General features: G+C 69.2%; 20 protein-coding genes. 8 read left to right on the top strand and 12 right to left on the bottom strand.

Annotation, left to right across the window (positions count from 1 at the left end; translation table 11 throughout):
* Position 1: 1 nt before the first annotated feature.
* The 3 genes from IH45_RS0128750 to IH45_RS0128740 all read right to left on the bottom strand — a co-directional run bounded on the left by IH45_RS0128750 (position 2) and on the right by IH45_RS0128740 (position 4,084).
* Complete coding sequence (locus IH45_RS0128750; RefSeq protein ID WP_030674784.1) at positions 2-1,297, bottom strand: M18 family aminopeptidase; 1,296 nt, start codon at positions 1,295-1,297, stop codon at positions 2-4.
* A gap of 339 nt (positions 1,298-1,636) precedes the next feature.
* A complete protein-coding gene (locus IH45_RS0128745) occupies positions 1,637-3,463 on the bottom strand; it encodes an acyl-CoA dehydrogenase (protein WP_030674782.1) in 1,827 nt (608 codons plus the stop codon).
* Positions 3,464-3,625: 162 nt separating this feature from the next.
* Positions 3,626-4,084: a hypothetical protein gene (locus IH45_RS0128740; protein WP_030674779.1), complete on the bottom strand. Its 459-nt coding sequence runs from the start codon at positions 4,082-4,084 to the stop codon at positions 3,626-3,628.
* A 128-nt stretch (positions 4,085-4,212) separates the two neighbouring features.
* Between IH45_RS0128740 and IH45_RS0128735 the strand changes: the two genes are divergently transcribed.
* The 3 genes from IH45_RS0128735 (at position 4,213) to IH45_RS0128725 (ending at position 7,117) form a co-directional block, all read left to right on the top strand.
* Entirely contained in the window at positions 4,213-4,683 is a 471-nt protein-coding gene (locus IH45_RS0128735) for an SseB family protein (protein ID WP_030674776.1), read from the top strand.
* Positions 4,684-4,855: 172 nt separating this feature from the next.
* A complete protein-coding gene (locus tag IH45_RS0128730; RefSeq protein WP_030674775.1) occupies positions 4,856-5,812 on the top strand; it encodes a pirin family protein in 957 nt (318 codons plus the stop codon).
* A 168-nt stretch (positions 5,813-5,980) separates the two neighbouring features.
* Positions 5,981-7,117 (top strand): AI-2E family transporter, encoded by a 1,137-nt coding sequence (locus IH45_RS0128725; RefSeq protein ID WP_030674772.1) that lies wholly within the window; start codon positions 5,981-5,983, stop codon positions 7,115-7,117.
* Here the strand turns inward: IH45_RS0128725 and IH45_RS0128720 are convergent.
* Positions 7,030-9,261, bottom strand: coding sequence for an ATP-binding SpoIIE family protein phosphatase (locus tag IH45_RS0128720; RefSeq protein ID WP_030674769.1), 2,232 nt, complete (start codon positions 9,259-9,261; stop codon positions 7,030-7,032). The two genes, IH45_RS0128725 and IH45_RS0128720, sit on opposite strands and share 88 nt — an antisense overlap.
* Positions 9,262-9,434: 173 nt before the next feature.
* Here IH45_RS0128720 and aspS point away from each other — a divergent pair, with 173 nt between their 5' ends.
* The 5 genes from aspS to IH45_RS1000000150225 all read left to right on the top strand — a co-directional run bounded on the left by aspS (position 9,435) and on the right by IH45_RS1000000150225 (position 12,753).
* The gene (aspS, locus tag IH45_RS0128715) at positions 9,435-11,198 is read left to right on the top strand and encodes an aspartate--tRNA ligase (RefSeq protein ID WP_030674766.1); all 1,764 of its coding nucleotides are present in this window, start codon (positions 9,435-9,437) and stop codon (positions 11,196-11,198) included.
* A gap of 182 nt (positions 11,199-11,380) precedes the next feature.
* Positions 11,381-11,938, top strand: a complete 558-nt coding sequence (locus IH45_RS0128710) for a Uma2 family endonuclease (protein ID WP_234440715.1) — start codon at positions 11,381-11,383, stop codon at positions 11,936-11,938.
* 3 nt (positions 11,939-11,941) lie between these two features.
* Positions 11,942-12,151, top strand: coding sequence for a type II toxin-antitoxin system VapB family antitoxin (locus tag IH45_RS0128705; RefSeq protein WP_030674760.1), 210 nt, complete (start codon positions 11,942-11,944; stop codon positions 12,149-12,151).
* A gap of 54 nt (positions 12,152-12,205) precedes the next feature.
* Entirely contained in the window at positions 12,206-12,589 is a 384-nt protein-coding gene (locus tag IH45_RS1000000145505; protein ID WP_234440714.1) for a Uma2 family endonuclease, read from the top strand.
* Complete coding sequence (locus tag IH45_RS1000000150225) at positions 12,586-12,753, top strand: hypothetical protein (RefSeq protein ID WP_234440713.1); 168 nt, start codon at positions 12,586-12,588, stop codon at positions 12,751-12,753. Before IH45_RS1000000145505 ends, IH45_RS1000000150225 begins: the two co-directional genes overlap by 4 nt.
* Before the next feature lie 73 nt (positions 12,754-12,826).
* Here the strand turns inward: IH45_RS1000000150225 and metG are convergent, their stop codons facing one another.
* The 8 genes from metG to IH45_RS1000000145920 form a co-directional block, all read right to left on the bottom strand.
* Positions 12,827-14,536: a methionine--tRNA ligase gene (gene metG / locus IH45_RS0128695; RefSeq protein ID WP_030674756.1), complete on the bottom strand. Its 1,710-nt coding sequence runs from the start codon at positions 14,534-14,536 to the stop codon at positions 12,827-12,829.
* Positions 14,537-14,578: 42 nt separating this feature from the next.
* Positions 14,579-15,517 carry a class I SAM-dependent methyltransferase gene (locus IH45_RS0128690; protein WP_078897828.1) on the bottom strand — a complete coding sequence of 313 codons (939 nt, stop codon included), beginning with the start codon at positions 15,515-15,517 and terminating at the stop codon, positions 14,579-14,581.
* A 70-nt stretch (positions 15,518-15,587) separates the two neighbouring features.
* Positions 15,588-17,114: an MFS transporter gene (locus IH45_RS0128685; RefSeq protein ID WP_030674750.1), complete on the bottom strand. Its 1,527-nt coding sequence runs from the start codon at positions 17,112-17,114 to the stop codon at positions 15,588-15,590.
* Positions 17,115-17,457: 343 nt separating this feature from the next.
* Positions 17,458-17,886, bottom strand: a complete 429-nt coding sequence (locus IH45_RS1000000148975) for a hypothetical protein (protein ID WP_158813307.1) — start codon at positions 17,884-17,886, stop codon at positions 17,458-17,460.
* Entirely contained in the window at positions 17,870-22,663 is a 4,794-nt protein-coding gene (locus tag IH45_RS0128675; protein WP_050515261.1) for a putative T7SS-secreted protein, read from the bottom strand. Before IH45_RS0128675 ends, IH45_RS1000000148975 begins: the two co-directional genes overlap by 17 nt.
* Positions 22,663-23,280: a hypothetical protein gene (locus tag IH45_RS1000000145500; RefSeq protein WP_050515260.1), complete on the bottom strand. Its 618-nt coding sequence runs from the start codon at positions 23,278-23,280 to the stop codon at positions 22,663-22,665. The genes IH45_RS0128675 and IH45_RS1000000145500 overlap by 1 nt, the downstream gene beginning before the upstream one ends.
* On the bottom strand, positions 23,277-23,717 hold the full coding sequence (locus IH45_RS0128665; protein WP_050515259.1) for an SseB family protein: 441 nt from the start codon (positions 23,715-23,717) through the stop codon (positions 23,277-23,279). The genes IH45_RS1000000145500 and IH45_RS0128665 overlap by 4 nt, the downstream gene beginning before the upstream one ends.
* A gap of 217 nt (positions 23,718-23,934) precedes the next feature.
* The coding region (locus tag IH45_RS1000000145920; protein WP_030674740.1) for a vWA domain-containing protein at positions 23,935-25,087 on the bottom strand (1,153 nt) is incomplete at its 5' end.

Here is a 25,087-nt window from a genome sequence, read left to right as displayed (position 1 = left end):
CTCAGCCCTCCAGGAAGGCCGTCAGGGCGCCGGCGAGCAGGTGCGGGTCCTCGCTGCCGCACAGCTCGCGCGCCGAGTGCATCGACAGGATGGCAACACCGATGTCGACCGTGGCGATTCCGTGCCGCGCCGCGGTGATCGGGCCGATGGTGGTGCCGCAGGGCATGGCGTTGTTCGACACGAAGGACTGCCACGGCACGCCGGCCCGCTCGCAGGCGTCGGCGAAGACGGCGCGGCCGGTGCCGTCGGTGGCGTAGCGCTGGTTGACGTTGACCTTCAGGATGGGGCCGCCGTTGGGCAGCGGGTGGTGGCCCGGGTCGTGCCGCTCGGTGTAGTTCGGGTGCAGCGCGTGGCCGGTGTCGGAGGACAGGCAGACCGTACCGGCGAAGGCGCGGGCGCGGTCCTCGTAGGTGCCGCCGCGTGCGAAGACCGAACGTTCCAGCACCGTGCCGAGCAGCGGGCCGTCGGCGCCGGTGTCGGACTGGCTGCCGTTCTCCTCGTGGTCGAAGGCGGCGAGCACGGGGATGTACGGGGGCTCGTCGTCGGCGGTGGCGACCGTCGCCAGCGCGACCGTACCGGCGTGTACGGACAGCAGGTTGTCCATCCGGGGCCCGGCCACCAGCTCGCGGTCGCGGCCCAGGTAGGCGGGCGGTTCGATGCTGTGCAGCATCAGGTCCCAGCCGCGTATGTCCCCGGCGGCCGCGCCGATCTCCTCCTCGACGAAGGCGACCAGGTCGCCCTCGCGCACCTCGCCCAGGCCCCAGATCGGCGTCATGTGGCGCTGCTTGTCGAGCTTGAGGCCGTCGGCGTTGACCGAGCGGTCCAGGTGGACGGCGAGCTGGGGGACGCGCATCAGCGCGCGGTCCACGTTGACCAGCCGGGTGCTGCCGTCGCGCAGCGTGACCCGGCCACTGAGGCCGAGGTCGCGGTCGAGCCAGGTGTTGAGCAGGGTGCCGCCGTAGACCTCCACGGCGACCTGCCGCCAGCCGCGGTGGCCGGTGTCCGGGATCGGCTTGACGCGCAGGTTGGGGGAGTCGGTGTGGGCGCCGACGATGCGGTACGGGGTGGCGGCGGTGGCGCCCTCCGGGACGTACCAGGCGATGATCGCCCCGCCGCGCAGCACGAACTTGCCGCCGCTCTCCCCGTCCCAGGCGTCGGTCTCGGCGACCTGCCGGAAGCCCGCTTTCTCCAGCCGCTCGGCGGCGTTGGCCACCGCGTGGTACGGCGAGGGAGAGGCGGCGAGGAAGGACATCAGGTCGTCGGTGTGGCCGCGGTCGAAGCGGGGGGATTGGCTCATGGTTTCAGCATAAGGACTGCGCGGTGCCCTTCCCTGGTATACGAATCCGCATGCATCACGGTATGGGAACCTCATTGCCCTTTCGGGCAGCCCTGCGGCCGGGCGCCGAGCGGTTCCGGGCACCGGCCGGCCGGGCGTTCCGGCCCGCCGCCCAGAGGCACCCGGCCCTTCCCCCCGCACGACGATGCCCGCCTCCCCGGGGGATGGGAGGCGGGCAACGCCAGTCTTGCGCGGTTGTCTGAGAACGCTGTGAGAGCGCCCCGGTGACCGTTCGTTTCCGGACGGTGCTTAAGCGGTCGTTAGAACGCCCTCAGCACGTCCCACGTCCCTCGGGACACCTCAGAACGCGGCCTCGTCCAGCTCCATCAGCGACTGGTCGACGGTCTCGGCCAGCCCACGCTGCACGGAGACGCCCGGCAGCACGTTGTGGGCGAAGAACTTCGCCGCCGCGATCTTGCCCTCGTAGAACGGCTTGTCCTTGCTGGAGGCACCCGCCAGCTTCTCGCTCGCGACCGCGGCGCCCTTCAGGAGGAGGTAGCCGATGACGACGTCGCCGGAGGCCATCAGCAGGCGGGTGGTGTTCAGGCCCACCTTGTAGATGGACTTCACGTCCTTCTCGGTGGCCGCGAGGTCGGTCAGCATCGCGCCGACGATCGCCTCCAGGTCGGCGGCGGCCTTGGCCAGCTCGCCGCGGGCGGCCTCCAGCGCCTCGCCGCCGACGGCCTCCGCGAGGAACTTCTTGATCTCCTCGGAGAGCGCGGTCATCGCCTGGCCCTGGTCGCGGACGATCTTCCGGAAGAAGTAGTCCTGGCCCTGGATGGCGGTGGTGCCCTCGTAGAGGGTGTCGATCTTGGCGTCGCGGATGTACTGCTCGATCGGGTACTCCTGGAGGTACCCGGAGCCGCCGAAGGTCTGCAGCGACTGGGCCAGCTGCTCGTAGGACTTCTCCGAGCCGTAGCCCTTGACGATCGGCAGCAGCAGGTCGTTCAGGCGGGTCGCGGCGGAGGCGTCCTCGCCGGCGGCCTCCTTGGCGATGATCTCGTCCTGGACGGTCGCGGTGTAGAGCACCAGGGCGCGCATGCCCTCGGCGTACGCCTTCTGCGTCATCAGCGAGCGGCGCACGTCGGGGTGGTGGGTGATGGTGACGCGCGGCGCGGTCTTGTCGGTGAAGGCGGCCAGGTCCGGGCCCTGCACGCGCTCCTTGGCGTACTCCAGGGCGTTGAGGTAGCCGGTGGAGAGGGTGGCGATGGCCTTCGTGCCGACCATCATCCGCGCGAACTCGATGATCTTGAACATCTGGCGGATGCCGTCGTGCTTCTCGCCCAGCAGCCAGCCCTTGGCCGGGTGGTTGGCGCCGAAGGTCATCTCGCAGGTGTTGGAGGCCTTCAGGCCCATCTTGTGCTCGACGTTGGTGGCGTAGACGCCGTTGCGCTCGCCCAGCTCGCCGGTCTCCCAGTCGAAGTCGTACTTCGGCACGATGAACAGCGACAGGCCCTTGGTGCCCGGACCGGCACCCTCGGGGCGGGCGAGCACGAAGTGCACGATGTTCTCGGACATGTCGTGCTCACCGGAGGTGATGAAGCGCTTGACGCCCTCGATGTGCCAGGAGCCGTCCGCCTGCTCGACGGCCTTGGTGCGGCCCGCGCCGACGTCCGAGCCCGCGTCGGGCTCGGTCAGCACCATGGTGGAGCCCCACTGCTTGTCCACCATCAGCTGCGCGATCTTGTGCTGCTCCTCGGTGCCCTCGTCGTGCAGCACGCCCGCGAAGGCCGGGCCGGAGGCGTACATCCAGATCGCCGGGTTGGCGCCCAGGATGGTCTCGGCGAAGGCCCACAGCAGGGAGCGGGGCGCGGTGGTGCCGCCGATCTCCTCCGGGATGCCCAGCCGCCACCACTCGGCGTCCATGTACGCCTGGTAGCTCTTCTTGAAGGTGTCGGGGACCGGCGCGGTGTTGGTGTCCGGGTCGAAGACCGGCGGGTTGCGGTCGGTGTCGGCGAAGGAGTCCGCCAGCTCGTTCTCGGAGAGCCGGGCGATCTCGCTCAGCACGCTCTTGGCGGTGTCCACGTCCATCTCCGCGAACGGTCCGGTGCCGTACACGCTGTCGCGGCCGAGGACCTCGAAGAGGTTGAACTCGATGTCGCGGAGATTCGACTTGTAGTGGCCCATGGGTACGGCTCCGTAAGGTTCGGGAGGAGACCCAGCGCTTGGAAGCGAGGGACCTCAAACGCAATACCAGCAAGTAGCTCCGATGATGCTACCCGTCGGTAATAAGAAGCAACCCCTGACCGCCCATCTGTGACGAGCGTCCCTGGACACCCCTGCGCGTACTCACGGCCGGTCCGGCCACTTCCCCGACGTGTCACTGGTGGTCACCCGGCACACAGCGGGCTTCCCCGGGCCCGGCGACTTCCCCGAGGCGACCTGGCGCTCGCCGTCGAGCAGGATCCGGCAGGACGCCGTGCCGTTCCCGGCCGGCGTCACCTCCACGCGGGCCTCCTCCCCGCCGTCCACGACGACCGTCCTGCGCCACGGCAGCCGCGTCCCGCCGGTCTCGTCCGCGCTCCGATCGCCGCCCGGGTGCGGGTCGGAGTCGTGCAGGTAGCGCACCTGGGCCGCGCGGGGCGGCCCGCCGGTGGAGGTGGCCTCGTACGTCAGCGACCAGGCGGCCCCCGCGTCCCGGAGCTGGATGGCGCCGAACAGCATCAGTCCGCAGGCGGTCAGGGCGGAGACGGTCAGCAGCACACCGCCACGGGTGAGGCGCGGTTTCCGGCGGTCATGGTCGGTCACGCGGTCGGTCATCGGTGGCGGCCCCGGTCGTCTGGGTGGTCGTCTGGGTGGTCGGCGGGTGGCGGGCTCGTTGGCGTTTCCCAACGTAGCGGCGTGGCGGGCGGTGCGGACTCAGTACGCTGTGCGGCATGTACGGCTACGACCAGAACGCGGGCGCCGGGCAGCAGCAGTACGGTGCGCCCCCGCCGCAGCAACCGGCCCCCGGCGGCTATGGCGAGCAGCCGCTGTACCCGGAGCCGTCCCCGCCCTCCCTCGCCGACGCGGTACGGGCCTTCACCACCGGTTCGATGTCCGCGGAGGACTTCCAGGGCGTCTTCTCCACGTCCAAGGTCTACTGCCCGCGCGGCGACAACCCCGGCTTCCTGGCGCTGCACAACACCCAGCAGCCGGTCATCCCCATGTTCACCTCGCTCAAGGAGCTGCGCCGGTACGCGGGCAAGGAGTCCAAGTACTTCGTCATCACCGGCGCGGAGGTCCTCGACCTGCTCCCGACGGGCTACGGCTTCGTCCTGGACATGGAGGGCGACCACCGGATGGTCTTCGACGCCAAGTCGGTGGAGCAGATGGTCGACTTCGCGATGCGGCGGATGTACGGCTGAGGCCCGTTTGCGGCGGCGGCACCGGAGGGTGCCGCCGCTTTTTTGTGCCGCCGGGCACTTACGCGCCGCCGGAACGATTCCTTCCGGCCAGAAGCCGCCGGGGAATGCCACCTGCCTTGCTAGTTGTTCAGCCTTCAACTAAATTGAACGGTGAACGACCGAGGAGGCCGTCATGCCCGCAGTGACCGTAGAGAATCCGCTGACCCTGCCGCGTGTGGCGGCGCCCGCCGGGGCCCGGCCGCGCGCCGTGCTCGCGGTGACCACCGCGCCCAGCGGCTTCGAGGGGGAGGGCTTCCCGGTACGCCGTGCCTTCGCCGGCATCGACTACACGCACCTGGACCCGTTCATCATGATGGACCAGATGGGCGAGGTGGAGTACGCGCCGGGCGAGCCCAAGGGCACCCCCTGGCACCCGCACCGCGGCTTCGAGACCGTCACGTACCTGATCGACGGCAGCTTCATCCACCGCGACTCGCACGGCGGCGGTGGCGTGATCAACGACGGCGACACCCAGTGGATGACGGCGGGCTCCGGCCTGCTGCACATCGAGGCGCCGCCGGAGGAGCTGGTCATGACCGGCGGGCTCTTCCACGGCCTCCAGCTGTGGGTGAACCTCCCCAAGAGGGACAAGATGATGGCGCCCCGCTACCAGGACATCGGCGGCGGCCAGGTCAAGCTGCTGACGTCGGCGGACGGCGGCGCGCTGCTGCGGCTGATCGCCGGTGACATCGACGGTCACCAGGGGCCCGGCATCACCCACACGCCGATCACGATGATGCACGTCTCGGTCAACCCGGGTGCCGAGGTGACCATCCCGTGGCGCTCGGACTTCAACGCGCTGGCGTACGGACTGGCCGGGCGCGGCACCGCCGGGCCGGTCGGGCGCCCGTTCCGTATGGGCCAGTCCGTCGTCTTCGGCCCCGGCGGCGACTCGCTCACCATCCGGGCGGACACCACACAGGAGTCCCGCAGCCCCAACCTGGAGGTCGTCCTCCTGGGCGGTAAGCCGATCCGCGAGCCGATGATGCACTACGGCCCGTTCGTGATGAACACCCACGCCGAACTGGCCCAGGCCTTCGAGGACTTCCAGGCCGGGCGGCTGGGGACGGTGCCGGCCGAGGGCCACTGAGGGGCGGGCGGCACGCCGCGGGAGTCGCGGAGGGCCACTGAGGCGCGGGCGGCATGCCGTGGGGAGTCGCGGAGGGCCACTGAGGCGCGGGCGGCATGCCGTGGGGAGTCGCATCCGCTCCCCGCGGAATGCCGCCGAGGAAGGGCGGCCCCGTGATCCACTGACAGGGTGCGAAACGATCTGAGATCCCCGGACCGTCAGCCGCTCCTCCCGGTCGCCGCCCGCCGCGCCGCGGCCTGGTGTGGTGTGGGCCTGCTCGTAGCCGCCGTGGCGGCTGTCGGCGTCTGGCTGTGTGTGTTGCTGAGTACCGCCGTCACCCCCGTGCTGCTGGCGCTGCTCGGCAGCGCGCTGCTGGGGCCGGTCTACCGGCGGCTGGTGGCGCTGAAGCTCAATGCTTCGCTGGCCGCCGGGCTTACCTGCGCACTGCTGGTCGTGGTGGTCGGCGGCGCCGGCTACATCGTCGTCAGCGCGCTGATCGACACCGGCGACCAGATCCTCGCCTCGCTCAAGGACGCCGCCAAGGAGGTGTCCCGGCACTTCGGCGCCGCGGGCACGTCACTGGACGACATCGTCTCGAACGCGAAGCCCCTCATAGGGAAGTTCGGCGGCACCGCGGCCAGCGGCCTTCTGGAGGGCGTAGGCGTCGTCGCGGCCACTCTCGCGGCCTCCGTGCTCGCCCTGTTCCTGACCTTCTTCTTCCTGCGCGACTCCGACAAGGCCGTGCGCGCGCTGCACGACTGGGCGCCCGGCGACTCGGGGCCGGGACTGGAGCAGATGGCCCGCCGCGGCTTCCAGGCCATCGAGGGCTTCATGCGCGGTACGACGCTGATCGCGCTGATCGACGCCCTCGGCATCACCATCGGCCTGCTGATCCTCCAGGTGCCCGGCGCGATCGGCCTGGGCGCGCTGGTCTTCGTCGGCGCCTACATCCCGTACCTGGGCTCGTTCCTGTCCGGCTCGGTGGCCGTGCTGGTCGCGTTCGCGGACGACCGCGGCCCGGCCATCGCGCTGTGGACGCTGGGGATCGTCCTGGTGGTGTTCTTCCTGGAGGGCCACATCCTCCAGCCGATCGTGCAGAGCCGTACGGTCCAGATGCACCCGGCGATCGTGATGCTGGCGATCACCGCGGGCGCCAGTGTCGCCGGGGTGATGGGCATGCTGCTGTCCGTACCGCTGACCGCGGCGGCCTTCGGCGTGCTCTCGGAGCTGCGCCGGCACTACGCCGCGGGCTCGGGCAGCGAGTCGTCGGAGAAGGCGTCCAGGTCCGGCAGCGACGGCTCCGCGCCGTCCGCCGCGTCCTCGTAGAGCTCGAACCACGTCGACTTGCCGTCGCCGCGCGGGTCCACGCCCCACGCGCCGGCCAGCAGCTCCATCAGCACCAGGCCGCGCCCCGAGGACGCCAGCTCGCCCGGGGTGCGGCGGTGCGGCAGCTCGTCGCTGCCGTCCGCCACGTCGACCCGGATACGGCGGTGGCCCGGCGCCCCGGTGATCTCCGCGACCAGCAGCGCGTCGCCGTCCGTGTGCATCAGGACGTTGGTGACCATCTCGGAGACCATCAGGACGGCGGAGTCCACCTGGTCCTCGTCGGTCCAGTCGTGCAGCACGTCGCGCACCTGGCGGCGCGCCTCCGCTATCCGCTCGGGCTCGGCCTGCCGCACGGTGAGCACCGTACGGCGTACGGGCCGGTGCGCCGCCCCGCCGCCGCTGCCCACCCCGCAGCTGCCGCCCTCGCGGCACAGCAGCAGCATCGCTATGTCGTCCTCGCGCCGGTCCACGAACGGGCCGGTGGTGTGGTACGACGACGGGCCGTGCACGGCTTGTACGAGGGCGTCGGCCAGCCGCTCCAGGCCCGCGGCGTCCTCCAGGGCCGGGGTCACCAGCGTCTCGGTGGCCTCCCCGTTCACGTCCTCGGCCCCGTACGTCTCGATCACGTGCCGCAGCCGCGCCCAGCCCGACTCCAGGTCGTGCCCGCCGGTCTCGATCAACCCGTCCGTACAGACCAGCATCGTCTCGCCGGGCTCCAGGACGAGCCGGGTGGTGGGGTAGTCGGTGTCCGGCACGATGCCCAGCGGCAGGCCGCCCGCGGTGGGCCGGACGAGGACGGTGCCGTCGGCCATCCGGATGGTCGGGTCGGGGTGGCCGGCCCGCGCGATGTCCAGCAGGCCGGTGGCCGGGTCCACCTCGATGTACAGGCAGGTGGCGAAGCGCGGGTCCTCGCCGCCGAACTCGGTGTCGTTGATCCCGGACAGGAAGCGGGAGGCGCGGGAGAGCACCGCGTCCGGGTGGTGGCCCTCGGAGGCGTAGGCGCGCAGGGCGATCCGCAGCTGCCCCATCAGGCCCGCGGCCCGTACGTCATGGCCCTGTACGTCGCCGATGACCAGCGCGATCCGGCCGGACGGCAGCGTGATCATGTCGTACCAGTCGCCGCCGACCTCCAGGCCGCCGCCGGTGGGCACGTACCGCGCCGCCACCGTCATGCCCGGGATGTCCGGCTGCACGGTCGGCATCATGCTGCGCTGGAGGCCGTCGGTCAGCTCGCGCCGGGACTCCTGGTCGCCCGCGCGGGCCAGCGCCTGGGCGAGCATCCGGGCGACGGTGGTGAGCACCGCGCGCTCGTCGGGCGTGAAGGCGACCGGCGTGCCGAAGGCCGCCATCCAGGCGCCGATCGTGCGGCCCGCGCTGACCAGCGGCAGAAAGGCCCAGGACGTGCGGTGGAAGGGCTCGGCCAGCGGCCAGGTGGCGGGGTAGCGGCGGCGGTAGTCCTCGGGGGTGGGCAGGTAGATGGCGCGGCCGGTCCGTACCACCTCGGCGGCCGGGTACTCGGTGTCCAGCGGCATGTCGACAAAGGGCTCGATGTCGCCCTGCTGATGACCGTGGTGGCCGATGACGGAGATCCGGTCGCCCTCGATGCCGAAGACCGCCAGGCCGTCCGGGCTGAAGCCGGGCATGGACAGGCCGGCGGCGACCCGCAGCACCTCGGCGGTGGAGTGCGCCTCGGCCAGCGCGCGGCCCGCGTCCAGCAGGAACGCCTCGCGGGAGCGGCGCCAGCCGCCGGCGGCCGGGGCGTGCGGGGAGGCGGTGCCGGGCTGCGCCTCGGGGATCTCCTGGACGGTGCCGACCAGCTCGTAGTCCGTATGGTCGGTCTCGCTGCGCAGGAAGGCGCGGGAGCGGCTGCGTACGACGCGCAGCACCCGGCCCTCGCTGTCCATCACGCGCAGCCGGGCCTCGGCGATGGTGCTCTCGGTGACGGCGAGGTTGACGATGCCGGTGATCTCGGCGAAGTCGGCCGGGTGGAGGTGGGAGCGCACCGCCGCCTCGGACAGCTCGACGGGCCGCGCGGGCAGCCCCAGCAGCCGGGCGGTCTCGGCGTCGAGGGTCACCTGACCCGAGACGTTGTCCCAGCGCCACAGGCCGGTCGCGGTGGCGGCCAGGAGGTCCTTGGTGCGCATTGCATCACTTTAGGTGGGTTTGACGGGAGCCGACCAGCGCGGCGGGGGCCGCGGCGGTACCTCTATCCTTGCATGCACTGTTTGACGCGTACGCGCCAAACAGTGGCCTAGGCCGACCGGTAACCTGGAGCAGTTAACTCTCACACTCCAACTTGCGACGACTTGGATGAGCGATGCATCGGTACCGGTCCCATAACTGTGGCGAGCTCCGAGCCGCGGACGTCGACACCGACGTCCGCCTCAGCGGCTGGCTGCACAATCGACGTGACCTGGGCGGCATCCTCTTCATCGATCTGCGCGACCACTACGGTCTGGTCCAGCTCGTCGCCCGCCCCGGCACCCCCGCCAACGAGGCGCTGTCGTCCCTGACCAAGGAGACCGTCGTCCGTATCGACGGCAAGGTCAGCGCGCGCGGCGCGGACAACGTCAACCCCGAGCTGCCCACCGGCGAGATCGAGGTCGAGGTCACCGAGGTCGAGGTGCTCGGCGCCGCCGAGCAGATCCCCTTCACGATCAACGCCGAGGACGGGGTCAACGAGGAGAAGCGCCTCGAATACCGCTTCCTGGACCTGCGCCGCGAGCGCATGCACCGCAACCTGATGCTGCGCACCGCCGTCATCTCCGCCATCCGGCACAAGATGACCGCGCTCGGCTTCAACGAGATGGCGACGCCGATCCTGTCCGCGACCTCCCCCGAGGGCGCCCGCGACTTCCTCGTCCCGTCCCGCCTGCACGCCGGCAAGTTCTACGCGCTGCCGCAGGCCCCGCAGCAGTTCAAGCAGCTGCTGATGATCGCGGGCTTCGACCGCTACTTCCAGATCGCGCCCTGCTTCCGCGACGAGGACGCCCGCGCGGACCGCTCGCCGGGCGAGTTCTACCAGCTCGACGTCGAGATGAGCTTCGTCGAGCAGGAGGACGTCTTCGGCCCGATCGAGCAGCTGATGACCGAGCTGTTCACCGAGTTCGGCGGCGGCCGCACGGTCACCTCGCCGTTCCCGCGCATCCCGTTCCGCGAGTCGATGCTCAAGTACGGCTCCGACAAGCCGGACCTGCGCGCCGAGCTGGAGCTCGTCGACGTCTCCTCGATCTTCGCCGGCTCCGGCTTCAAGGCGTTCGCCGACAAGCACGTCCGCGCCCTGGCCGTACCGGACACCGCCGACCAGCCGCGCAAGTTCTTCGACCAGATGGGTGACTTCGCCGTCCAGCAGGGCGCGAAGGGCCTGGCCTGGGTCCGCGTCGGCGAGTCGAACGCCCTCACCGGCCCGATCGCCAAGTTCCTCACCGAGGACGACGTGAAGGCCCTGGTCGAGGCCCTGGACCTGAAGCCCGGCTCGGCCGTCTTCTTCGGCGCCGGCGAGTTCGACGAGGTCTCCAAGATCATGGGCGCGGTCCGCGTCGAGGCCGCCAAGCGCACCGGCCACTTCGTCGAGGGCGAATTCCGCTTCTGCTGGATCGTCGACTTCCCGATGTTCGAGAAGGACGAGGACACCGGCAAGATCGAGTTCTCCCACAACCCGTTCTCCATGCCGCAGGGCGGCCTGGAAGCGCTGGAGACCAAGGACCCGCTGGACATCCTCGCCTGGCAGTACGACATCGTCTGCAACGGCGTCGAGCTGTCCTCCGGCGCCATCCGTAACCACGAGCCGGAGGTCATGTACAAGGCCTTCGCCATCGCCGGCTACGACAAGGGCACCGTCGAGGCCGAGTTCGGCGGCATGCTCCGCGCCTTCAAGTTCGGCGCCCCGCCGCACGGCGGCATCGCCCCCGGCGTCGACCGCATCGTGATGCTCCTCGCGGACGAGCCCAACATCCGCGAGACCATCGCCTTCCCCCTCAACGGCAACGCCCAGGACCTGCTCATGGGCGCGCCGACGGAGGTCGAGGAGGCGCGGCTGAAGGAGCTGCACCTGTCGATCCGGAAGCCGCAGGTCAAGTAGTTCACACGTACGAGTGATGGGCCCGCGATCTTATGATCGCGGGCCCTTTCGCGTGCCAGGCTCCGGGTATGACGACGCTCAAAGAGAATCCGGTCGTGGTGGACCGGGAAGACGTACCGTGTAAGTCACCACCGATCCCGGAGGAGACCGACGTGGGCGCTGCAGGCTCGAAGACACGTGTCTTGACCCAGAAGGGGTTCGAGGAGCTCGCGCACCGGGCGGGCCAGTTGAGCGACGCGGTACGCCTTGAGTTCATCGACGGGAAAATCGGGGAGAAGGCTTTGCCGGACGGCGATCACGACGAGGCCATCGCATGGCTGGCCAGCATGTGCATCCAGGCGGACGCGGGCTGGTGGCTCTACCCGGAACGAGGTCTGCGGGTCGAGACCTACCGCAAGGGCAACGCTCGTCCCGACGGCTGCCTCGCACCGCGTGGAACCTTTGCCGGCCAGGGCGAGTGGGCGAATGCCGACGGAGTGCTCATGGCCGTCGAGGTCACGTCCCGTGACCACGACACCAACCGCCGGGACCGCGAGGAGAAGCCGAAGGCATACGCCGAGACCGGCATCCCGGTGTACCTGCTGATCGACCGGGACACCTGCGAGGTCAAGGTGCACTCGCAGCCCGATGGCGGCCGCTACGAGATGCTTCTGACGGTGCCGTTCGGGAAGACGGTCACCCTGCCGGACCCGGTGGGCATCGACCTGGACACCGAGCCGCTGAAGGACTGGGTGCACTGAGGCATGGCGAAGCTTCGGCTGGAGGTCGACGACGAGGCGCTGGCGGAAGCCGCGAAGCTCCTCGGCACGAAGACCAAGGAGGACACCGTCAACATGGCTTTGGCGGAGGTGGTCAAGCGGCGTGGTCGAGCCATAGCGCTCGCACAGCTCAGGGAGCGGGGTGCGCGCGGCGACTTCGATCTTCTCCTCGACAAGAGGAACTACCGCGGGTGAAGAGCTCGTACCTGATCGGCACCTCCGCAGGACGGTGTCTTGAAAGGACCTCCGGTGGACAGCAACGCCCTCATCAAGAGGTGGCGCGAACTGGACGTGCCGGGCGGTCTGCGTGCCGGACTGCTCGACGGCGAAATTGTCGTGCAGGCGAACCCTGGTCACTTCCACGATCTCCCCGGACGCACCTTCGTACGCCACACCCCGGCGCCTTTCGCGGCATGGAGCGAGCGAGGGCTGCTGGTGGCCGACGACTACCGGCCGCGGGCCGATGCCGTCGTCATCCGGTCTGCTGACTGCCCAGCCGACGACGAGGCCGACCGGCCCGCGCAGATCGTCCTCGCCGTCGTCGAGACGGCCTCCATCACCCGTACGGCCATCAAGCGGACTGGGAGGACAAGCGCGAGCGCTACGCCGAGGCCGGGATCCCCGTCTACTTGATCGTCGACCCCAACGACGCCACCTGGCACATCCTCCAGCTCGACGGCCGCCATTACGTCGAGACCGCGAAGGGCATCTTCGGCCAGGAGATTCCCCTGCCGGAGCCGATGGGTTTCACCGTACGGACGGCGGACTGGCACCCCTACGGCGGTACGTCCGCGTAGGCGCCGTCCGCGCGTGCCGAGGGCCCGGAACCGGTGACCGGTTCCGGGCCCTCGCGCTATGCCGTCGGACCGCCTACTCCGCCGCGCCGAACCGCTCCCGGTACGACTCCAGGTCATCCTCCGTGATCTTCGCGAAGAGCACCGGCGGGACCGTGAACGCCGTACCGGCCGGGACCGAGGCCAGCGCGCGGGCCTCGTCCGCCGTGACCCAGGCCGCCGTGTCGCCGTCCAGCGCGAACGCGCCGCGCATCGCCTTGGCCGCCGCCGGGATGAACGGCTCGGAGACGATCGCGTACAGGCGGATCAGGTTCATCGCGGTGCGCAGCGTCAGCGCCGCCGCTTCCTGGTCGGTCTTGATCTCCAGCCAGGGGGCCTTCTCCTCCAGGTAGGAGTTGCCCGCGCTCCACAGCGCCCGCAGCGCGGCCGCCGCCTTGCGGAACTGGAGGGCCTCCATGTGGCCCTCGTACTCCGCCAGCAGCTCGGCGATCTGCTCGCCCAGCTTCCGCTCGGCCTCCCCGGCCGCGGCGCCCGCCGGCACCTCGTCGCCGAAGCGCTTGCGGGAGAAGGACAGCACCCGGTTGACGAAGTTGCCGAGGGTGTCGGCCAGGTCCTTGTTGACCGAGGAGGAGAACAGCTCCCAGGTGAAGGACGTGTCGTCGGACTCCGGCGCGTTGGCCATCAGGAAGTAGCGCCAGTAGTCGGCGGGCAGCAGCTCCAGCGCCGCGTCGGTGAAGATGCCGCGCTTCTGCGAGGTGGAGAACTTGCCGCCGTAGTACGTCAGCCAGTTGAAGGCCTTCAGGAAGTCGACCTTCTTCCACGGCTCCCGCGTGCCCAGCTCGGTGGCCGGGAACATCACCGAGTGGAACGGGACGTTGTCCTTGGCCATGAACTCGGTGTAGCGCACGTCGTCGGCCTCGTACCACCACGACTTCCAGTCGCGGCCGGCCGGGTCGGCGTCCGCCCACTCCTTCGTCGAGGCGATGTACTCGATCGGCGCGTCGAACCAGACGTAGAAGACCTTGCCCTCGGCGGCCAGCTCCGGCCACACATCGGCCGGTACCGGCACGCCCCAGTCCAGGTCACGGGTGATCGCGCGGTCGTGCAGCCCCTCGGTCAGCCACTTGCGGGCGATGGAGGAGGCGAGCGTCGGCCACTCTTCGCTGCTGGCGTCGATCCACTGCTCGACCTCGCCCTGGAGCTTGGACTGGAGCAGGAAAAGGTGCTTCGTCTCGCGCACCTCCAGGTCGCTGCTGCCGCTGATCGCCGAGCGGGCGTCGATCAGGTCGGTCGGGTCCAGGACACGGGTGCAGTTCTCGCACTGGTCGCCGCGGGCCTTGTCGTAACCGCAGTGCGGGCACGTACCGACGATGTAGCGGTCCGGCAGGAAGCGGTCGTCGGCGATCGAGAAGACCTGGCGGATGGCCCGCTCCTCGATGAAGCCGTTCTCGTGCAGCTTGCGCGCGAAGTGCTGGGTCAGCTCCACGTTCTGCTGCGAGGAGCTGCGGCCGAAGTGGTCGAACTGCAGGTGGAACCCGTCGTAGATCGCCTTCTGCGCGTCGTGCTGCTCGGCGCAGAACGCGTCGACCGACTGGCCGGCGTCCTTCGCGGCCAGCTCGGCGGGCGTGCCGTGCTCGTCCGTCGCGCAGATGTAGAGCACGTCGTGGCCGCGCTGGCGCATATACCGCCCGTACACGTCCGCCGGGAGCATGGACCCCACCATGTTGCCCAGGTGCTTGATCCCGTTGATGTACGGAAGGGCGCTGGTGATGAGGTGTCGAGCCATTGCCGGCTGCTCCCAAGTCGCTACGGTGAGTGAGGTTTTGTTCTACGGAACGTCAATATCGTACTGGACCGGTGTACGGCCACCGTGCCCGGTTTTCCGCGTCCGGTACGTCTCTTGATCGTCCCGGTGCGGTGTTCCGGGCTTACGGGCCACGACCAGCCCCCAGCCGGGGCTCCCGTCGGGCCGGCGGGCGGCACCGCGTACCGGAACGAGCTCCATGGCGAACCCGGCCGCGCGCAGGTCGGCGCGTACGGTCCCCAGCGACAAAGTCCGGTAGTACATGACGAACGGCGGACGCCACACCAGATTCCGCACGCGCATCACCGCGTCGAAACCGAGCAGCGTCCAGTACAGCGCGGAGCGGGGAGGCGGGGGCGCGGCGACGGGAAAGGCGAAGATCCCGCCGGGGCGCAGGGCCCGGTGCACGCCGGCGAAGAGCGCGGCACGCTCGGCGGGCAGGAAGTGGCCGAGGGCGCCGAAGGTGACGGCGAGGTCGAAGTGGCCGGCGAAGGGGAGGGCGCGGGCGTCGGCACGGACGTATGCCACGGCGGGGTTGCCCGTACGGCCGTCCGCCACTGCGGGGCCGTCCGTACGCCCATGCGTCACCGCGGGGCCGTCCGTACGCCCATGCGTCACCGCAGGGCCGCCCGTGCGCCCGTACGCCGTCTCCTGGGCCTCCGCGAGCATCCCCGCGCTGATGTCGATGCCGACGGCCCGCTCCCGGCACAGCGAACGCAGTACGCCGATGCCCGCGCCCGTGCCGCAGCAGACGTCGAGCCCCGACCCGAAGGGCGCGTCGGCCGGGTCGCCACCCGGCCGCCCCAGGCCGCGCAGCGCGTCCGCCGTCGCGTCGAGGATCCGGTCGGGGGTGCGGAAGGGCGTGTGATCGAACTTCGGGGCGAGCAGGTCGTAGCCGCGCTCCACGGAGGAGAGCGCCTGCACGGTCAGCTCGCGGAGCGTGGGGCCCTGGGGGGAGAACACGGGGTCAGCGTACTGAGCCGTGGGCGTCGTGGGCGCTCCCGTGGCGCGTGCCGACCGGCACGGCCGGGTGTTACGGGGCGCCCGCCCCCTCTCCGTGCTTCGGCGCCCTCCCGTTCACCAGTACGCCCGCGACGATCCCCGCCAGCAGCATGATCACCGCACCCCAGCCGATCGCCACCGTGAATCCGTGCACGACGCCGTCCCGCACGACGCCCTCCCGCACCGCCGGCGTGAGGCGTCCGCCCGCCTCCCGCGCCGCGCTCGCCAGGTGGCTTCCGGTGTACGTCGCGGTCGCCGATGTGGCGATCGTGTTCAGCAGCGCCGTACCGATGGAACCACCCACCTGCTGGGCTGTATTGACGGTGGCCGACGTGACCCCCGAATCCTGTGGCGCCACCCCCGCCGTGGCCGTGGCCATCACCGGCATGAAAATGAGCCCCATCCCGAGCCCGACCAGAATCTCGGACGGCAGCACATGCGATACGTACGCGGGCTCGGCCGTCAGTGTCGTCAGCCAGGCCAGTCCGGCCGCCGCCAGTACGGCGCCCGGCACCATCAGCGTGCGCGGCGGAATGTGGTGCAGCAGCCGTGCGGATATCTGCGTCGATCCGACGATGATCGCCGCCGTGATCGGCAGGAACGCCATGCCGGTCTTGACCGGCGAATAGCCCAGGACCATCTGCAAGTAATACGTCATGAACAGGAACATCCCGAACATGGCGATGACCGCCAGCGCCATGGTCAGAAACGCACCCGCACGGTTGCGGTCCCGCACGATGTGCAACGGCAGCAAGGGATACCGGGCCCGGCTCTGCCACCAGGCGAAAACCACCAGCAGCGCCAGGCCGCCCACCAGCAGCCCGAGAACCAGCCCGTCGTCCCATCCCCGCGGCTGCGCCTCACTGCACCCGTAAACAATGGCGACGAGCCCACCACAGCCCAGAAGTACTCCCAGTACGTCCAGCCGAGCTGCGCCCCCATGCCCCCGCCGATCGTGCAGGAACACCCAGGCACCCACGATCGCTACCACCGCGATCGGCACATTCACATACAGGCACCAACGCCAGTCCAGATACTCGGTCAGCAGCCCACCGGCTATCAGCCCGATAGCCGACCCGCCACCCGCGATGGCGCCGTAGATCCCGAACGCCTTTCCCCGCTCCTTGCCGTTCGTGAACGTCGTCGTCAGCAACGACAGTGCGGCCGGCGCCAGCAGCGCCCCGAAGGCCCCCTGCAAAGCCCGCGCCCCGAACAGCATCCCCTGCCCGGTGGCCGCACCACCCAACGCAGAAGCGACCGCAAACCCCACCAGCCCGGTGACAAAAGCCCGCTTCCGCCCCACCAGGTCGGCGATCCGCCCACCCAGCAACAACAACCCACCGAACGCGAGCGTGTACGCGGTGATGACCCACTGCCGGTTCGCATCCGACATGTGCAGCTCCCGCTGCGCGGACGGCAGGGCGATATTCACGATCGTCGCATCCAGCACAACCATCAGCTGCGCCAGCGCGATAACGACCAGCCCCCACCACCGCCGGGGATCAGGCGCCCCCGCGTCGTCCACCCGCCCCTGCGTCCGACTCTGGCTCTGGCTCATGGGGTCCTGCCTTCGCCGTGGTCAAGAGTCAGCGGCCACCCGCCGAAGGAGTGCCGCAGCCTCAATCCAGCGTAGGCGCCGTCCGGCCCCCTCGCGCGCCGGACGGCCACGCCCCGGTTGTCGCACGTTCGGTGACGTGATGTCTCCCCGTCTGGATGAATTCTCTCGCGCTACTTGACTATTGCTCGTTCCAGAACGGCCAATAGTCATCACCGTTCTCATGGCTCACCTGTCTATTCGAGTAGTTGCGGCAAGAATGAGCGACTTCCAAGTCGCCGTGACTGGGGGCGTGAAGGCGAGAGCGTGTCGACGTCGGTTAGTGGGACGCGAGGATATGCATGCACTAGGGAAGTGCACCCGCGTCGCTGATGTCTTGGACGATGTTCGCCATGTCGGCATGAGCTGCCATGCAAAATGATTGATCGGAGGCCTCTATGGTGGCGGCGGCCTCGCTGAACCTCATGCCGCTGTCCTGTTGTTCTGCAATCAAGCGTGTGGGGCAGATGAGCCAGTTCTTCCTTGAGGTGTCGAAAGTCCAGTCGACGTTCTTTGGGGAAGAGGAGCAAATAGCGACGATGATGTCCCTCTTTTCCTCCGTGCGATCATGGTAGCGCCAAGCCGCATAGGGCACTTGAAGGCGCCCTTGAGGGTTTCGTCCGCCCGAGACTTTGGACCATTCCAGGAGTCCCAGTGTGGAGATCCCCTGCAGGATCTCTTTCGGTGTGATCACGATCTGATCGAAGGTGTGTCCATGCTCACCAGAGAGGGCCATCGTAACCTCCGTCTTTCATGATTATTTTCTTTCCCGGGTTCGAGTGGCGCAGCGCTCGCTTGAAGTCGCCGAGAGGGACGGGATCGCTTCCGAGTTCCGGGTCATACACGTACTTTCCGTCTGTGTATATGTCGTGATAGATGAAGTTCTCGTGTCGAACGCCTTGGGCCCAGTTCTGTGGCACGGCGAACTCTTCCCTTGAAGGGGTCGTGAAGTTCACGATTTTCCCATGCCCTCCGGACCGTCGCAGGATGTACTCGGCGAGTTCGGAACAATCGACGTTGCCCCCCACAGGAGCAGACCTCATCGCCTCTACCGCCGGCTGGTGTGGCGGGTGATCAGGATGCGGTGGCCGGAAGTCGTAGGTGCCTCGTTCCCCGCTCGTCGGGGTACAAGACATCAGGCCGAGCGGGTCGACCCAGGAACTTGGATTGAGCACGTACCCAACTGGGTCAGGGCCGGGCTCAAGCCCGAGGGGGTCCTGGGACACATAACGGCCAGAATCCGGGTCGTAGTGGCGGTGAAAGTTGTAGTGAAGTTGGGATTCGAAGTCGAAGTACTGCCCGGGGAAACGCAATGGCGTGAACGCCGTAGCGTCTGCATTCCAGGTTGTGGTGCCCCAAAGGGTGGGACAGGACCGCCACCCGATCTCTCCCGATTCGGACACCAACTCCGTCGGAGTCCCCACCAAGTCTGTAACGATGTTGAAGAAGCGCTCGTCGATGACCTGTTGGGGTGCGGACGACAGATCGGACGTGGTGAGTTTGCGCTCCGTTTGGGTCAGGGGAGTCAAGCCCCGGTGGTCCCAAGTGAGGGTCAGGGATTGGGGAGAGCCCGGGGCTGTGGTGGATTGTTCGGTGAGGGTGGGGCCGTCCCAGGTGAAGTGGGTGGATTCGAGGATCGTGGAGCCGTCGGGGGTCAGGCGGTGTTTGGCGGTGCGGCGGCCCAGGGGGTCGTAGGTGTAGCGCCAGGGGGTGCCGTCGGGGGTGGTGACGGCGGTGAGGCGGTCTTCCGCGTTCCAGGTGTAGTGCCAGGTGTCCGGTTTGCGGGAGAGACGGGTTTTCTGGCGGAGGGTTACGCGGCCGAGGGCGTCGTGTTCGTAGCGGATGGAGCCGGCGCGGGTGATGCGGGTGCCGGTGTAGGTGCGGGGGCCTTGGGCGGAGGTGCCGGCGTGGTCGGCGGGCCAGGTTGCGTGGGTCTGGTTGCCGGACTCGTCGTAGGCGTAGGTCTCCGACCAGTCGGCGGCGCTGACGGCTGTGACGCGGCCTGCGCGGTCCAGGTCGAAGGTGCGGTGGCCTCGGGCGGAGTCGTCGATGCCGGTGAGGTTGCCGTCGGGGCGGTAGGTGTAGGTGCGGGAGAGGAGGGGGGCCGAAGGCTGGGGCGCCGTACCTGTGGTCGTGACTCCCAGGGACTGGGCGGTGAGGCGCCCCGTGGGGTCCCAGGCTTGCGTGAGGGTGAGGGCGTCGGAGAGGTGGCGGGCGGTTTCGCGGCCGGCGGCGTCGTGGTCGAAGGCGAGGGGGTGGCCGGAGGCCGACATGTGGGTGCGGTTGCCGGCGGCGTCGTAGGTGTAGGTGGTGGTGGCGCCGGTGGGTGTGGTGCGGGACGTACGGCGGCCGAGGGCGTCGTAGGTGAGGGACAGCGTGCGGCCGTCGACGGTTTCGGTGAGGACGCGGCCGAGGGGGTCACGGGTGTAGGTGATGGTCGCGTCGGGGTTGGTGGTGCGGAGGAGGCGACCGGCGGGGTCGTACGAGTAGGTGGTGACGAGGCCCGCGGCGTTTTTCTCGGCGAGGGCGCCGAGGGGGGTGTGGGTGTAGGTGGTGATCTGGCCGAGCGCGTCGGTGCGGGTGGTGAGTTGGCCGGCCGCGTCGTGGGTGTAGGTCAGGACGCGGTCGTCGAAGTCGGTTTCGGAGGTCAGGCGGCTGGCGGAGTCGTAGGCGTAGTTCCAGGTGAGGCCCTGTGGGTTGGTGACCTGGGTGAGCCGTAGCTCCGTGTCGTGGGTGAAGGTGTGGCGGGTGCCGTCCGGGTCGGTACGGGCGGCGAGCAGGTCGAAGTGGGTGTATTCGAAGCGGGTGACCTGGCCGATGGCGTCGGTGTGGGAGGTGCGGTTGCCCTCGCCGTCGTACGTCCAGTGTTCGGCGGCGCCGGTCGGGTCGATGCGGGTCGCGAGTTGGCCTTCGACGGTCCAGATGAAGTGGGTGGTCTCGCCGAGGGGGTCGGTGGTGGAGGTGATGCGGCCGTACGCGTCGCGCCGGTAGTGGGTGCGGGCGCCGAGCGGGTCGGTGGTGGAGAGCGGCAGGCCCGCTTCGTTGCAGTAGAGGTGGGTGGTGTTGCCGAGGGCATCGGTGACGGAGGAGAGGTGTCCTCGGGTGTCGTACGCGTAGTGCGTGGTGGCGCCCGCCGGGTCCGTGGAGGAGGTGCGGTTGCCGCCGAGGTCGTAGGTGTGGGACCAGGTGGCTCCGTCGGGGCCGGTCGTGGCCAGGGGCTGGCCGCGGTCGTTGTACGTGGATGTGGTGCGGCTGCCGTCGGGGAGGGTGATCTCCGTGGGGCGGCCTTCGTCGTCGTAGGCGAAGTGGGTGCTGCGGCCCAGCGGGTCGGTCACGGACAGCACGCGGTGCTTGGCGTCGCGGACCGTACGCGTCGTGGCACCGGTCGGATCGGTCGTGGCGACGATCTGGTGGCGGTCGTTGACCAGGTGACGGGTCACCTGGTCATGGGAGTTGTGGTGGAGGTTGGTCCGCAGGCCGGTTTCCGGATCGGGGTCGCCCCAGCTGAAGTGGGCGCGCAAGTGGCCTTCGGTGCCGCTCTGCCAGATGCAGCGGTGCCGGTCGTCGTAGGCGTAGCTGTACGAGCTGTTGTTGGTGTCCGTCCACGAGGTGACCCGGTCCGCGGTGTCGTAGGTGAAGCGGAGCGGGAGGCCGGTGGAGTTGATGACCGTGGTGAGGTTGCCGGACTCGTCGTAGCCGTAGCGGCGGATGAGCTGGTCGCCGCCGTCGGGCGCCGCTCCCGCCAGGTGGAGGGCGGTGATGCGGCCGGCTTCGGTGGTGAGGAGGAGGCGGTAACCCGCGCTGTGGGTGATGGCGGTCGGCGTACCGGACTCGTCGTAGTCGAAGGTGTGGCGGTTGCCGCGGCGGTCGGATATCTCGTCGAGGACGGCGATGTCGTCGGTGTACGTGGTGAAGTACCAGCGCATGCCGTCGGCCGGGTCGGTGAGGACGTAGTCGCCGTCCGGGGTGCGTTCGAGTGGGTGGCCTTCTCCCTCGATGGGGAGGGTGGGGACGCCGACGGCCGGGTGCGGGTAGGCGAGGAGGTTGCCTTCCTCGCCTATGAGGACCACACCTTCGGCGTCGATCTCCAGGCGCTGGTCGACGGTGCTCATCCACGTGGGCCCGAACCAGCGGCCGGTCCGGTAGGACGACTCGAACGTACGGGAGAAGGTGAGCGGGAAGCTGCCGGGCAGGGTGATGTCGGTCTGCGGCAGGATCATGCGGCCGGTGGCCATGTCGATCGGGTCGCTGCCGAAGGTCTTGCACCAGGCGCGGCGGGCGCGGTCGCGCAGGGCGGTCTTCCCGCCGTCCTTCAGGGCGGCGCGCGCGGTGTCCTTGGCGGCGCCCTTCGCGCCGGCCTTCAACGCCCCCTTGGCCAGGCCCCCGGCCCCCTTGCCACCCACAAGGTTGACGATCAGCGATCCGGCCGCGTCCGCCGGGTCGCTTCCCCACCCGGTGCCCAGCAGGGCCTTGGGCAGCCGTTCGGGGTGCGCCACCGTGGTGCTGAGCCCCATGAGCGTCGTGGTGACGTTGGACGCGTACTGCCAGGGGTGGGTGAGGTTGTACGGGTCGTACGGATTGACCGTCCGGACCAGCTTCACCGTTTCGGACGCGGCCCGGAGCGCGCCGCCTGCCAGGTGGGTCAGCTGGATGCCACCGGACACCACACCGTCCGACAGGTCGGAAAGGGCCCGGTCGGTGAACCTGGGCTCCTTCGGGGCGTGCGCCAGGGCCTGGCTGATGGCGTGCTGGGCGCGCTCCGCGGCTTCGTCGCGCTGGTGGCGGGCGCTTTTGAGCAGCTCTTCGGCGGCCTTGCGTCCTTCGGCGCCGGGGTCGGTGAAGGCGCCTGGTTTCCGGGGCTTCTGGCCCGGATCGGTGTTGTTCTCCAAGGCGGCGTTGTACGCGTCCGCTTTGGCGTTGTACGAGTCGACCTGGGCCTGGTAGGCGTCGACGGCCTTCTTCGTGGCGTCCTGGGCGGCCTTGTACTTGTGGATGGCCGTCTCGGCCTTGCTCTGCGCCCAGGAAACCGTCTCCCCGTAGGCGTGCAGGGCTTTGCCGGCCGCCTCGCAGGCGTCCGCCGCCTGCATCCACTGCTTCGGGTGGGCGTCGAACTCTTCGTGGAAGCTGTCCGCCGCCTTGCCCTCCCAGCCGCCCGAGTCCAGCTTGCGCAGGCCCTGGCCGACCCGTTCGAAGGCGGCGGAGAAGTCCTTGAGGTGCGAAGACGTTTCGTTGATCGCTCCGGCGTCACCGTGGATCAGGTCCTTGGGGTTCTCGGACTCCCCCAGGTTGCGTTCGTCGACGTGGGCTCCGAGGTTGTCGGCGATATCCTCACCCGCGGAGCGGACCTTGTCGGCCATGCCGTCCGCACCGACCGAGTCCAGCGCGTCGGCGGTCTTGTCGGTGACGAACTCGACCCCTTCGCCGAACTTCTCCGCGGCGCCGTCCATGACGTCACCGGCCTTGTCGGCCACCGTGTTGACGGTGTTCACCAGCCCGTCGAACAGGCCCCCCATCAGCCCTCACCCCCGGCTTCCTGCGCTTCCTGCGGCTTGCTCTTGCCGATGCCCGCCGCCCTGAAGGCCAGGTTGTGCTCGGCGTCACCCGCCCAACGGGACGTCGACCAGTCCTCCTTCGTCTGCTCCCATGTTCGGAGCACCCGCTCTTGGGCCGCCTTCGAGTCGGCCGAGTTCGGGTTGTAGTCGGCGTCCCTGATCTGTGTGAGGGGGTTGTCGGAGAGAACCTGGCCCCAGGTCTTGTCCTTGAGTTCTTCGGCGGTCAGGGTCGGGTTTCCCAGCGCCGCGTTGGTCGCGACCTTGAGTTGTCCCGAAACGTACTGTTCCTGTTCGTGGTAAAGGCCGGCCGACAGGTCGAGACGGCGGGCGAAGGAATTGGCTTCGTGCACCAGGGCGCGTACGCCCCAGGTCCAGCGTTCACAGAAGGATTCGAAAGTCGACGCAAGTTCGGCATGTCCGGCTTCCATTCCGGTCAGCTGGATCTTCTCGAAGCCGTGGCCGAGTTGTGCCTGGCTGTCGAATCCCAGCTCTTTGAGTTCCGAGATGGTGTCGTTGATGCCTTTACTGACCTGCTGGAGTGCCTGCTCGTCGAGCTTGTAGCCGTCTCCGGCGCTCATATCCGTTCACCACCGGAGCGGGGCGCGGCCGTGGAGCCGGGAACCGGCGCCTGCCCGTTGTCGTCGGTGCGTACGGCCACGGCGTCCGGCACGATGCCGGGAGCCGGCGGGAACAGCATGCCCTGCTCGCTGCCCGCGTCCAGGGCGACACCGGCCGGTCCGTCGATGGCCGGTACGACGACGTCCAGCAGGCGGGCGCCGAGGGCGGAGACGTACTGCCACTCGCTCTGTGGGGAGCTTCCTCTGGCGAGTGCGAAGCGGCTCAGCGCTTCCTCGTCCGTGAATGCATACAGCCAACGGATACCGCCCATTTCAGCGGCCATGAGTCCGTCGTCCGATACGGGTACCAAGACACTGGTGCGGCGGAATTCTCCTACGAGGGCCGCCGGATCGCCTTCGTACGCATACACGTCGGCGATCTCGTCGATCAAAGGCATAGTTGTCCCCCCAGCCCCGCGTGGTCAATGCCGTAACACTCTTACACATGGCACTGACAATGGGCCTGAGTCCCGGAAGAACCGTTTGCCCCGGCGGTGTGATGAAGAATTCAACAATTGGGGCTGGATACGGCGACGGCCGCGGCGGGCCGGGTCGGCCCGGCCGCGGCCGGTGGGTGGGGATGGGCGTGGGGGTGGGGGTGGAGGTGAGGCGAGGTCAGTCGGGGAGGATGCCGGCTTTGCGGGCCTCGGTGAGCCAGGTGGGGAACTCGGTCATGAGCTGCTGGTAGAGGTCCGCGTCGGCGAGGGAGCGGGGGTCGCGGCCGGCGTGGAAGAAGCCCGCGTTGTCGATGACGCGCTTTTCCGGTACGGCCAGTTCGTCCAGCTTGCGGAGGAAGTCGAAGCCCTTGGCGTCCGGGTCGCCGAAGCCGACGAACTGCCAGAAGATGGGCAGCTTCGCGGCCTCGCAGAGGGCCTTTTCGGCGGCGGGCTTCGAGGTGGGGGCACCGTCGGTCTGGAAGATGACGAAGGCGGGGTCGGTCGCGCCGGACTTCTCGTAGTGCTCGATGACGGCGTTGATGGCCCAGTGGTAGTTCGTACGGCCCATGTGGCCGAGGCCCGCGTGCAACTCCTCGATGCGGCCCTCGTAGTTGGCCAGGTCGAGGTCGGCGGTGCCGTCGACGTCGGTGGAGAAGAAGACCACCGGTACGGTGCCGTCGTCGTCGAGGTTGGCGGACAGGCCGAGGGCCTGTTCGGCGAGGTGCTGGACCGTGCCGTCCTTGTAGTAGTTGCGCATCGAACCGGAGCGGTCGAGTACGAGGTAGACGGCCGCGCGCTGTGTGGCCAGCCCCTGCTTTTCGAGGGAGACCCGGGCTGCCTTGTAGAGGCTGACGAGACCGGGGGCCTGGGACTCGACCTTGGTGAGGGAGGTGGGGGAGGTGGGGGAGGAAGGGGTCTCTGGGGCTTCAGGGGCTTCGGATACGGGTTCCGGGTTCGGCTCCGTCTTGGCCGCAGCCTCCGTCTTGACCGCAGCCTCCGGCGTGGTCAGCGGCTTCGGTTCCGCCTCGGCTTCTGCTTCAGCCTCCGCCTCAGCTTCCTCCTTGGCTACCGGCGCCGGCACCGGCTCCGCCTCCACCTCGGCCACGGCTTCCGCCTCGGCCTTCGGCACGGCCTCCCCCTCAGCCTTGGGCGCAGCCTCCGCCTCAGCCTTCGGCACGGCCTCCACCTCAGCCTTCGGAGCAACCTCCCCCTCAGCCCCAGCCCCCGGCGTCTTCGGATTGTCGAACGCCTGGGAGACGAGGTCGGACGCCGAGTCCTTGGGGGAAGGGGCGGCGTCCGGGGTGGTGGCCTGGGTGGGGACAGTGGGGGGT

Origin of the sequence: Streptomyces rimosus subsp. rimosus (genome assembly GCF_000720725.1) — a bacterium.
GTDB lineage: Bacteria > Actinomycetota > Actinomycetes > Streptomycetales > Streptomycetaceae > Streptomyces > Streptomyces rimosus_A.
This window is presented reverse-complemented; position numbering and strand designations above follow the sequence as displayed.